The organism is Arthrobacter sp. UNC362MFTsu5.1 (assembly GCF_000685965.1).
Taxonomy (GTDB): domain Bacteria; phylum Actinomycetota; class Actinomycetes; order Actinomycetales; family Micrococcaceae; genus Arthrobacter.
Window position 1 is genome coordinate 56,427 of sequence record NZ_JMLE01000015.1, and the last position, 10,493, is coordinate 66,919.

Genomic DNA, 10,493 nt, shown 5'->3' on the forward strand with positions numbered 1-10,493 from the left:
AGACGTAAAGAGCCGTTGCACGCTTTGCCGAATGTCCTGGGGGGACGAACATGCCCGAATCGGCCGATAAGAACGCACGCGCCACTGCAAAAAATGCAGGGCAGCCCCAGACGCGCCGCCGCCGCGACCTCCGTCGCCCGGCTGGTGCCTCTCCGGATGCCCGGACAGGAACCATGCCCGCCGCTGCCACACCGAACAACAGCCGGACCGCACCCACCCGGCGGAGTTCCTGGGCCGAAGCGGCAGCCGTCGCGGACGCGCAGGCAGAAACCGAAGCCCAGGCGGAAGCCGGGGCCGGCTCCGACGTTGGCGCCGCGGCCCCGGTTCAGCCCGGGGTCCAGGACTCCGTGCCGTCCCCGGTTCCCGCCGCTGCTCCCGCCCGGCCCGCTGCACAGCCAGCCACCGCACAGCCGGCCACTCCGCCCGCCACCTCACGCAGGGGCGCCGTGCCCGCGGAACCCAGCACACCGCCGTCGAACACTACCCGCCAGGCAGCCAAACTGGCGGCGGCGGACGCGCCCGTCTCCGACTTCATCACCTCACCCGGCTCCTTTGTCCGCGAACAGAAACCGCGCCCCAAAGGCGGCTTCCGCGGCGCCCTGTTCGCCCTGACCGGCGGAGCCATCAACCTGGGCCCGGGCCCCCGCCAGCGTGAAGAGGACGAACTGGGCCGGCGCATCTCGCGCCAGCTGCAGGGCAGCTACAACACGGCGGTGCTCAGCCTCAAGGGCGGCATCGGCAAGACCTCCACCACCGTGGGCGTGGGCCTGACCCTCGCCGAATTCCGCGGCGACGCCCCCTGCGCCATCGACGCCAACCCGGACTCGGGCGACCTCGTGGAGCGTGCGCTGGGCGAAGGCATCTACCAGCAGTCCAGCCCGCGCACCATCACGGACCTGCTCAAGAACATCGACTCCGTGGACTCCCTCACCGCGCTGGCCCGCTACATGCACCACGCCGGCCGCCTGCACCTGATCGCGGGGGAGCAGGACCCGGAAGTGTCCGACTCGCTCACGGCCGCGGAATACCTCCGGATCCGCAAGCTCATTTCCGGCTACTACTCCGTGGCCCTGACCGACTGCGGCACCGGCGTGACGCACAACGCCATGAGCGGGATCCTGCAGTCCGCGGACAACCTGGTGATCGCCGCCGGGTATGCGGTGAGCGGCGCCAAGCGTGCCCGCAGCACCCTGCAATGGCTCGCCAGCCACGGCTACGAGGACCTGGCCCGCAACGCGATCGTGGTGATCACGGACAAGGACGAGGTGTCCTCCCGCGTGGACAAGGACGCCATCGAGGAACACCTCGCCGGCATCTGCCGGCAGCTGATCGCCGTCCCGCACGACCGCGGAGTGGCCGACGGCGACCTGGTCACCCTGGACGTGCTGAAGCCGGAAACCCGGCGCGCGTACAAGGAGATCGCGGCCGCGATTGTGGACGGGTACGTGTAGGTTTTACGGCGTGGGCCGCGTCTGCTATTTGGGCGCGGACGGTTGCGTGTCCAGCCACTCCCGGAACGTCTGGCGTCCGACGGCGGCGCCCGGCTTCGGGATCAGGTCGCCGTTGCGCATGGCTTTGCCCATGGAGCCGGGGACAAAGATCTTCACCGCCCGCTTCCGCCTGCCGGTCCTCTTCAGGTAGGCGCGGACCAGGGCGGCGAGTTCCTCATGGCGCGGACCGCCCAGGTCCGCCACCCGGCCCTGTGGCCCTGCTTCCGCGGCATCCACCAGTGCCTCGGCCACTTCACGCGCCGCCACGGGCTGGGTCCGCATCTGCGGAACGAGCACCAGCGGGCCCAGTGAAGCCACGCTGACGGTCAACGGCACAAACTCGTGGAACTGCGTGGACCGCAACAGGGTCCACGGCACATCCCCGTGCCGGACGGTGTCCTCCTGCACCAGCTTTCCCGCGTACAGCCCCGACGTCGCCCTGTCGATGCCCACAATCGAGAGGGCAACATGGTGCCGCACGCCGGCCTTCTTCTCGGCAGCCAGCAGATTCTGGGTGCTGTTGGTGAAGTAGTCCACGGCCTTCTTGGTGGACACCGCCCGGGGGCCGGACACGTCGATGACAGTCTCCACGCCGCGCAGTGCCTCGTCCAGGCCGCGGCCGGTGACCAGGTCCACGCCGTCGGCGCGGCTCAGGCTCACCACCTGGTGCCCCCGGGCCCTGGCGATGCTGACTACATGACGGCCCACAGTTCCGGTTCCCCCGGCAACGGCGATGTTCATATCGTGCCTCCTTTGCTCACCTCCGGCGGGTGAGGATTTCTCCGCTGCTGGTGAGGTGGTCTGCGACGTCCCTGAGCTTGATGTTCGATTCGGAGCTCGCCTTGGTCAGGACCAGGAAGGCCTGCTGGGGAGTGATCTTGAACCTTTCCATCAGGATCCCTTTTGCCTGGCCTATCAGGTCCCTGGTGTCCAGTGCCTGGGTCAGTTGCTCGATTTCCTTGGCATCGGAGAACGCGATGGCGGCATGGGCAGCCACGAGGAGGGCGATCTGTTCCGATTCCTCGTCGAAGACGTTCACCTCATCGCCGTAGAGGTTCAGGGCACCCAGTTTGTCCCCCTCCACAAAGAGCTGGATGGAGAGCATGCTGCGGGCGCCGATGTCATAGGCCGCCTGGGCAAAGTCCGGCCACCGCATGTCCTTGCTCAGGTCGGGCACCCGGACCACCCGCTGGTCATACGCGGCGTCGAGGCAGGGACCCTGGCCACTTTCGCTTTGCAGCGCGTCCACCCTGAGGGGAAGTTCACCCGACGCGGCCCGGGACTGGATCTCGCGGCGGCCGATCACCAGGCTGACGGAGGCCTCGGTGACGTGCGGGATCAGTTCCCGGGCGGCGTGGACGATGATGGCCAGGATCGCTTCGGTGTCCTGCTCCTGTTGCAGCTCGCGGGCAAGCTCACTAAGCCGGCCGGCCAGTCCGCCGCCGAGGTCAGCTGGCTGGTCAACCGGTTCACGCGTGTTGGCGGACTTCGATGTCATGTCTCGTCCCTAAGTCGTCCTAAAGCCGGGATCTGCGAAGATGTGCTCCGCGATACTTCTGATCGTAGTCCGCAAAGGGCCGGCACGAGAGGGGTCCCCGGGGAGGATTCGATCCTGGGCTACACCGGGGTGAACTTGGATGCGAAGCGGTACATGAACGCCGCCATGGCGTCCCGGTTCACTGCCTGGTAGGGGCGGAAGGTCCTGGTCCCGTCCGCTTCCTTCCAGCCGGTGGAGATGTCCTGGGCGGCCAGCCACGTGATCTCGTGGTAGTACACGTTGTCCTTGGCCACATCCGTGAACGGCGAGGCAGCCGGCGGATCAAATGCGGGCCTGCCGGCGAGGCGGTACATAAAGGCGGCCATCGCATCACGGTTGACCGGCCTGCTCGGACCGAACGTCCGGGTGCCGTTGCCGTCAACCCAGCCCGTGGAAACGTTCCGGGCCGTGAGCCAGATGATCTCCTTGAAGAACATGTCGCTCGGAGCGAGGTCCGCGAACGGCGAGACGGGCGGCGGCCAGAAATCCGGTTTGCCGGCCAGCCGGTGCATAAAGGCGGCCATGGCGTCGCGGTTCACCGGCCCCAGCGGACGGTACGTCTTGGAACCGTTCGGTTCAATCCAGCCGGTGCTGATGCCCTGGCCCGCGAGCCAGTTGATCTCCGCCTCGAACTGGGTGCCCGGGGGAACGTCGGCGAACACCAGCGGCGAGGCGGGGGCAGTGAGGAGGATGTTTTCCGTCAGCCCCGAAAGGACCTGCCCGGCCTCCACCGTCAGCACGGGCGACTCCACGGACCAGTCAGTCTGGCCGTACCACTGCGGCTCCAGGCCGTCCGCTTCAAAGAGGAGCTTGTACGTCCCCGGCGTCACATGCCCGATATCGAAGTTTCCGCCGGCATCCGTCCGGGCGCTGGGAACCCCGCTGGACCCGTCCTGCGGATTGGCCGTGACGAAGACCCCTGCCGGCGAGATGCCGTCTGGGACCGTGACCGTGCCGCTGATGGCCCCGGCGGCGGTGAGTGACTGGTCCACGTTGTTGATGCCGCCGAGGTGGGGGACCTCCAGCACCTTGGCGGCGGCCTCGGTGGACCCGCCGTAGTAGGTGCTGACAATGCCGCCGCCGGCCCGGTCCTGCGAGGAAAAGGACAGCTGGTACCGGCCGGGCGGGAGGCCCCTCAGCGTGTAGCTGCCGTCGGCCCGCGCATACACCGTGGCGGAATGCAGGTAGCTGGTATGGCCCGTCTCGCTGGCAACAATCCTGACCTTGGAGGCGTCCACGCCCGACGGTACGGTGAGCCGGCCGCTGATGAAAGCGCCGTCGTCGAGCGTTGCCGAAACACCGCCGACGCTCTGGCCGGCTGCAACCGTGATGCTGGTGGCCTGGCTGAAGGTGGCACCGTTCTTGTACCACTGCGGGGCGGGACGGGCGCTGTCCGGGCTGGGCCACGACTGGTAGTCAAAACGCACCGTGTAGGACCCGGCGGCGAGTTCGCCGAAACGGTATGAACCGTCCGCGGAAACGCCGATCTGCCGGGAGTAATTGGTCCCCGAAATTGCCACGTACGCATTCTTCACATCCGCACCCCGGGGAACGGATAGCGTGCCGCTGATGGTGGCTTCGACTGCCGCGGTGGCCACCGGCGCCGGTGCCATAAACAGCAGCGGCAGAATCACCGCGAGGATTACCGGCCCCAATGTTTTGGGCCGCCCGAGCATTTTCAATTGTTCCCCCAGAGAATGAATCCAAACGGCACCCGGAAAAGTGCAAGTGAGCGAAGTCTATTCGGGCCGGATTAACATGTCGAACAAATGCTTCCTCCAACCGTTCCATGCACCGCGCGGCGTGTCAGGCCAATCCAGGATCGGGCCGCCGATATGCAGTGAACTCGGGTTAGAGTCGTTTCCGTGATGAACATCTTGTCTGGCCTGTGGCCGCTGTGCTGCCTGCCACTCGCCTAGAGCCAGCCCGCCGCGCTCACGCTCTGTGGATAGCACCGGGCGCCGTGGCAGTTATCGTCGCCGCGGCGTACGTCGTGTTCGCAGCGTGGCAGTGGTCGCAGTTCACGGTGAAGTCGTGGGATCTGAGCATTTTCGCCCAACTCCTCGACCGGTACGCCACGCTCCAGGTGCCGATTGTGACGGTGAAGGGTGACGGGTTCAACCTCCTGGGTGACCACTTCCACCCGTTGCTGGCCATCCTCGCTCCGGTCTACGCTGCCTTCCCCCACGCCTTCACCCTCCTCGTGATCCAGGCGCTGTGCTTCGCAGCTGCCGCAGGCATCCTCGCCCGCGCAGCGCAACGACGCCTCGGCCTAGCGGCGGGCATCCTTCTTGGGATCGCATTCGGGCTAAGCTGGGGATTGCAGTACGCCGCGGAAGCTCAGTTTCACGAAATTGCCCTCGCCGTTCCTCTCCTCACCGGCAGTCTCGTCGCTGTTCTTGAGAGCCGGTGGTGCGCGGCCGCGATCTGGGCAGCACCCCTGGTGTTCGTGAAAGAAGACCTCGGGCTTACCGTGGTCGCAATCGGCCTTCTCATCGCCTACCGTGTCCGCAAACCGATCGGTTTCTGGCTGGCCGCGTGGGGGTTCGGCTGGTTCGCGCTGGCCACCCTGGTCATCCTGCCTCTGCTGAACCCAAAGGGGGCATGGGCATATGCAGGCAATGCGAACCCGATGGCCATCCTGTCCGACCCCGCTTCGCTCTTCAATCCGTCCAAGGGCGAGACTGTGCTGCTGCTCATCGTGTTCACCGGAGGGTTGATAGCAAGGTCTCCAATTGCGCTCGTGCTGGTTCCGACGTTGGCATGGCGGTTCCTGGCCACCAATGACGGCTACTGGGGGCCCACCTGGCACTACAGTGCGGTCCTCATGCCGATCGCATTCGTCGCCCTCCTCGACGCGATCGATCGCGGACCCGATAGCCGCTGGGCGTGGCTGCGCACATATACCTCCCATGGTGTCGCCATCGCGATCACTGCAGCAGTCGTGCTTCAACCGAGTCTTCCGCTGCGCACCATCACTGACCCGAAAGCCTGGACAAGGCCCGCCCGGGCTGACGCCGCCGCGGCCGTGCTCGCCCCCGTGCCGGCGGGGGCGAGCGTTGAGACAGACATCGGGCTGATGAACTATCTAGTCGATGACCATGACGTGTACTGGATCGGCAACACGAACCCCACCCCGGACTGCATCCTCGTGGACCGGATTGCCGGAGGCATTCCCAAGGAATGGGGCAACCTGAAAAAAATTGCTGAGCGATTACACCCATCCACCGACTACGCCGTCACTCACGAGATCGAGGGCTATGAACTCGCCTGCCGCATCGACCGTTAACGACCCACGCTGACCTACATGCTGTACAGGCGGTACATGAAGGCCGCCATAGCATCGCGGTTGACGGAGTTGAACGGACGGTAGGTGAACCTTCCGTTTCCTTCGTCCCAGCCGGAGGAGATGCCCACGGAGGCAAGCCAGGTGATCTCCTTGTAGAACTGGGTTGAGGTGGTCACATCCGCGAACGGTGAGGTGGCCGGGGGAGTGAACGCGGGCTCGCCCGCCAGACGGTAGAGGAACGCCGCCATGGCGTCACGCTTCACGGTGGTCAGCGGACGGTACGTGTACTGGCCGTTGCCTTCATCCCAGCCGCCGGAGATGCCGTACTCCGCCATCCAGTTCATCTCCTTGTAGAACTGCGTTCCGGGAGCAACATCATCGAACCACGAGTAGTACGGCGGGGTGTAGTCGGGCTGTCCTCCCAGGCGGGCCAGGCGGAACATGAACGCGGCCATCGCGTCGCGGTTGACGGGTGTCACCGGGCGGTACGTGGTGGTGCCGTTCACGTTCCAGCCCGTGCTGATGCCCTTGCTGGCGAGCCAGTTGATTTCGCCCGCGAACTGCGTTCCGGCGGGCACATCCGCGAACGGCCCGGAAATTTCGGATCCGCCGTTCAGGAAGTCCGCAGCCGTGGTGTAGCTGCCGGCCGGGGCAACCTCGAAGTTGAAGAAGTTGACCGTGCCCAGGAGGTACACCTCATTCTGGACGCGGGCGATGCCGACGCCGATGGTGGTGAAGCCGGGGTCGCTCATGATGGCATTGTGCGGGGCTGAAGCGATCCACTGATCCACCAGGCCGGCTCCGGAGTAGTCAGGGCGGCCGGCGATGATTTCCGCCGCCATGGTCCAGCGGCCCGCCACCCGGGGATCCGTGTGGAAGCCGGGGTTGTGCGCGAACGTGCCGCTGGTGGCCATGGTGTCGGACCAGTCCTCGGCCATTTCCGACACCGTGGCATTGAACGTCACTGCCTTCAGGCCCTTGGTGGCGCGGAAGGCATTGATGGCGTTGAAGACATCGGTGATCTGCTGGCTGTTTGTCCTGTCGATGCTCCCGCCGGCAGGCGTGGCCCCCTCGGTGACGGCACCGCGTTCGGTGACGGCGCCGCTGCCGGCGGCGGGTGCCTGACCGGCGTCGAGCGCCTTAGGAGCGGGTGCCGGTGCGACTGCAGGGGCTCCCACCTGCTCGCCCTGGGCATTGGACGTTTCCGTGCCCGGCGCCACCGGCGCTGCGGTGGCTGCCGTGCCGCCCACAAAGAAAGTGGCCGAAAGCAGTGCGGTGCAGGTGAGGGCGGCTGCGGCCTTTGTTGCAGTTCTGGTATTCCGCAACGAGCGCAGACTTGTGGTGAATAGGTGCAATTGATTTCTCCCCGTTTAGACATGTGAGCCGGGGGAAAATGGTGCAGCGATGAGACCTCCGGTAGCCCCCAGTATTCGCCGGCCCCGGAAGCGCAGCGACATGCAAAGAATGCCACAGACATTGCGGCCAAACAATCACCGTTCGAAAGCAATTATTTCGCGGCAAAATTCGCGGCTAAAGGAGGGCCGCAGCGGGACTTTCAAGCCGGGCTTTGACAGTGGTGCCAGCCCCCGGCGCCGTCCGGACTTCCAGTGTCCCGCCCGCAGCATTGAAGGTGTCCCGCAGAATCCTCAGGCCGCTGTGCCCTTCCGCCGAACCCTGGGCCTGGTCAAAGCCGATGCCGTCGTCGGCGACGGAAATCTCGGCGCCGCCGGGGTCGTTCGTCAAGCTGACGCGGACGTTGGTGGCGTGCGAATGCTTGGCCACGTTGGCCAGGGATTCCCGGGCAACCCGGTACAGCATGGCGGACTGGTCGCGGTCCAGGTCAATGTCCGCCGGGAGATCCAGTTGCAGCGTGATGCCCCGGTCCTGCACCGGACCGGCGAGCCTCGCTAACGCCGCCGGCAGCCCGAACTCAGCCAAGTCGGGCGGGTACAGCTCGGTTGTTATTTCCCGCAGCTTCCGGATGTTGCGCTGCAGGATGGAGCGTGCCTCGGTGAGCAGCGGATTGTTGCCCTGGCCGTGGAGCTCTTCGGATTCGAGGGCGTAGGACAGGCCGGACAGGTCCTGGATCACGTCGTCGTGGAGGTCCCTGGCAATCCTCCGGCGTTCCAGGTCAGAAGCCTCCACAGCATGTTTGAGCAAGCGGTGGCCGGTGGTTCGGTTCGCCTGGATCTTGCGAGCCAGCCGGACCGCGGTGGGCAGCTGCGCCAGCTGGAGTGCGAACAGCGAGAGCAGGAGCGGCGGAACCATGCCGAACAGGACCTCTTCCTGTACCCCGCGCAGCGGTTCGTCGTCGTAATAGGCCTCGAAGATCAGCGGCGTCCCGTTTGCAGCCGCGAAGCGGACATACACCTCAACCAGTTCCCCGCGGGCCGATTCGAACTGGTTCTCGAATTCCTGATGATGGCCTAGGGCGGCCGTGGCGTCGCCCCCCGCCAGCAGCTGCCGCTCCGGAGCCCGTAGTTCAAAAACCTGGCCGATCAGGGAGCTCTGGTCCGAATACACCACCGTGCCGTCCGGACTCCAGATCTTGATCCGCAGCACGCCCTCCTTATCCAGCCACGGCCCCACCTTTTGGTCCAGCTCGGAAATCGCGGCAGGGTCACCGGCCAGGAGTTGATCGGTTGCGAGGGGACCGGCGGTATGGTCCGCGAGCCGCTGGGTGACGAGGATCGCCTCCTGCAGGGCATGGTCTTCCGCCTCGGCGCGGACCCAGAACGTCACGGGGAGTGCCACCAGCACCAGGGCGAGGACGCCCATCAGGAGGAACTTCACCACCGCCGCGCGCACTTCGGAATGCTCGGCTGAACCGTGCTCATCCGGCGGACGCGCGCCGTGCTGATCCGGCGGACGCGCGCCGCGGCGCCAGTCAGCGTGCATGAACATTGCTTGTCTGCCTGAGGGCTTCCAGCAGTGTGGCAAGCGAGCCGTCCTTGGGCAGGAACGCGCAGATGCCCGCGGCTGCCGCCTGCCGTTGCGCCTCCGGAGTCGGCGCCCCGACCAGCATGACGATGCGGGTGTGGGGCGCGGCAGCCAGAATCTGCAGCGCTGCCGCAATGCCGTCCTCGCCGCGCAGGCGGTAGTCAAGAATGACGACGTCGGGAGCAAGTTCGCGGACCAGGTCAACACCCGCTTGCGCCGAGTCCGCAGTACCCACGCTGAGCATGTCCGGTTCGCGGTCCAGTGCGCCGGCGAGGAGCTCGGTGAACGTCCGGTGGCGGTTGATGGTCATGACGCGGATTCTTCGCGGCGCCGGGGCGCCACCGGCGCCGGGCGGGGCGACGTCGGCCGTGGCCTCCAGGAGCCTGGCGTGGATGGACCGCAAAACAGGACCCGGAGCGCAGCCCATTTCCCGGTCCATGATCCGCCGGCACTGATCGAAGGCACGCAGCGCCTCCGTGGGCTGGCCGTTCTTCTCGAGCCCAAGGACCAAGGCCGTCCAGGCCTGCTCGCTGAGGGGATCATCAGCCACCGCTTCCCTCGCCCAGGTAGCGGCGAGCTGCGTTTTTCCCAGGGCAAGGGCTGACTCCGCCGCCAGCACCCGGGCATGGAAAACCCGCGCCGCGTGGCGTGTCCGCTCCGCCTCTGCCCAGGACGGCACCAGTTCATCGCCCATCAGGGGCGCCGAGGCCAGGCCCAGGGCCTCCTGGAGCAGCACAATCGCGCGCTGGGGCGTGGCGGATTCGGCACCGTGTACCAGGGATTCGAAGCGGTCCAGGTCCAGGTCCACCAGCGCCCGGTCCAGCATGTAGCCGCCGGTCACGGTCCGCAGCGGGCCGTCCTTGCCCATCCCGGGCTGCAGGTGGCGCCGCAGCACACTCACGTAGCTCTCCAGGGTGGGGAGTGCCTCGGGCGGGGCCTGCCCGGCCCAGAGGATGTCGATGAGGCGGTCCTTGGAAACGGGAGCGCCCAGGTTCAGCAGCAGGAGTTCGAGAATCTGCCGGGGCTTGGGGCCGCCGAGCTCCCCGTATCCGAGTACTGTTTCGCCGCGCCGGATCCGGAGCGGGCCGATGATGTTGGCCTCGAGACGGCATGTTGCCGGCCCCGTCAGTGCGGGCGGCGTTGCCTGGTCTGATTTCGCTAAATCCACTGAAGACATCAAAGAGACCTGCGATTCAGTCGGGAAGCTTTTGTCCATCGTCGCTACTTACCGCCCCGG

Annotated in this window: 7 protein-coding genes and 2 pseudogenes; 2 read left to right on the plus strand and 7 right to left on the minus strand. The window is 66.3% G+C overall.

Annotation, left to right across the window (positions count from 1 at the left end; translation table 11 throughout):
* Window positions 1–50: 50 nt before the first annotated feature.
* Window positions 51–1,451 carry a MinD/ParA family ATP-binding protein gene (locus BS38_RS0114945; RefSeq protein WP_028271548.1) on the plus strand — a complete coding sequence of 467 codons (1,401 nt, stop codon included), beginning with the start codon at window positions 51–53 and terminating at the stop codon, window positions 1,449–1,451.
* A gap of 24 nt (window positions 1,452–1,475) precedes the next feature.
* On the opposite strand, the gene BS38_RS0114950 is transcribed toward BS38_RS0114945, so the two are convergent.
* From BS38_RS0114950 to BS38_RS27640, 3 genes are all read right to left on the minus strand, one after another.
* Window positions 1,476–2,231 (minus strand): SDR family oxidoreductase, encoded by a 756-nt coding sequence (locus tag BS38_RS0114950; RefSeq protein ID WP_028271549.1) that lies wholly within the window; start codon window positions 2,229–2,231, stop codon window positions 1,476–1,478.
* 16 nt (window positions 2,232–2,247) lie between these two features.
* Window positions 2,248–2,988 carry a GAF and ANTAR domain-containing protein gene (locus tag BS38_RS0114955; protein ID WP_028271550.1) on the minus strand — a complete coding sequence of 247 codons (741 nt, stop codon included), beginning with the start codon at window positions 2,986–2,988 and terminating at the stop codon, window positions 2,248–2,250.
* A 119-nt stretch (window positions 2,989–3,107) separates the two neighbouring features.
* Window positions 3,108–4,703 carry a carboxypeptidase regulatory-like domain-containing protein gene (locus BS38_RS27640; RefSeq protein ID WP_156037139.1) on the minus strand — a complete coding sequence of 532 codons (1,596 nt, stop codon included), beginning with the start codon at window positions 4,701–4,703 and terminating at the stop codon, window positions 3,108–3,110.
* 287 nt (window positions 4,704–4,990) lie between these two features.
* Here BS38_RS27640 and BS38_RS25275 point away from each other — a divergent pair, with 287 nt between their 5' ends.
* The gene (locus BS38_RS25275) at window positions 4,991–6,316 is read left to right on the plus strand and encodes a DUF2079 domain-containing protein (RefSeq protein WP_051628941.1); all 1,326 of its coding nucleotides are present in this window, start codon (window positions 4,991–4,993) and stop codon (window positions 6,314–6,316) included.
* Window positions 6,317–6,330: 14 nt separating this feature from the next.
* Here the strand turns inward: BS38_RS25275 and BS38_RS27965 are convergent.
* The 4 genes and pseudogenes from BS38_RS27965 to BS38_RS26490 all read right to left on the minus strand — a co-directional run.
* A pseudogene (locus BS38_RS27965) lies at window positions 6,331–6,906 on the minus strand (S-layer homology domain-containing protein); the annotation flags it as partial.
* A gap of 108 nt (window positions 6,907–7,014) precedes the next feature.
* Window positions 7,015–7,566, minus strand: a pseudogene (locus tag BS38_RS27970) (CAP domain-containing protein); the annotation flags it as partial.
* Between the two features lie 280 nt (window positions 7,567–7,846).
* Window positions 7,847–9,214, minus strand: a complete 1,368-nt coding sequence (locus tag BS38_RS25285; protein WP_197024958.1) for a sensor histidine kinase — start codon at window positions 9,212–9,214, stop codon at window positions 7,847–7,849.
* Window positions 9,204–10,433: a BTAD domain-containing putative transcriptional regulator gene (locus BS38_RS26490; protein WP_051628944.1), complete on the minus strand. Its 1,230-nt coding sequence runs from the start codon at window positions 10,431–10,433 to the stop codon at window positions 9,204–9,206. The genes BS38_RS25285 and BS38_RS26490 overlap by 11 nt, the downstream gene beginning before the upstream one ends.
* Window positions 10,434–10,493 lie beyond the last annotated feature (60 nt).

What these genes read in the sequence shown, in the direction of transcription:
- BS38_RS0114945 (WP_028271548.1), top strand. Translation starts at nt 51, where the DNA reads ATGCCCGAATCGGCCGATAAGAACGCACGCGCCACTGCAAAAAATGCA.
- BS38_RS0114950 (WP_028271549.1), bottom strand. Translation starts at nt 2,231, where the DNA reads ATGAACATCGCCGTTGCCGGGGGAACCGGAACTGTGGGCCGTCATGTA.
- BS38_RS0114955 (WP_028271550.1), bottom strand. Translation starts at nt 2,988, where the DNA reads ATGACATCGAAGTCCGCCAACACGCGTGAACCGGTTGACCAGCCAGCT.
- BS38_RS27640 (WP_156037139.1), bottom strand. Translation starts at nt 4,703, where the DNA reads ATGCTCGGGCGGCCCAAAACATTGGGGCCGGTAATCCTCGCGGTGATT.
- BS38_RS25285 (WP_197024958.1), bottom strand. Translation starts at nt 9,214, where the DNA reads ATGCACGCTGACTGGCGCCGCGGCGCGCGTCCGCCGGATCAGCACGGC.
- BS38_RS26490 (WP_051628944.1), bottom strand. Translation starts at nt 10,433, where the DNA reads ATGTCTTCAGTGGATTTAGCGAAATCAGACCAGGCAACGCCGCCCGCA.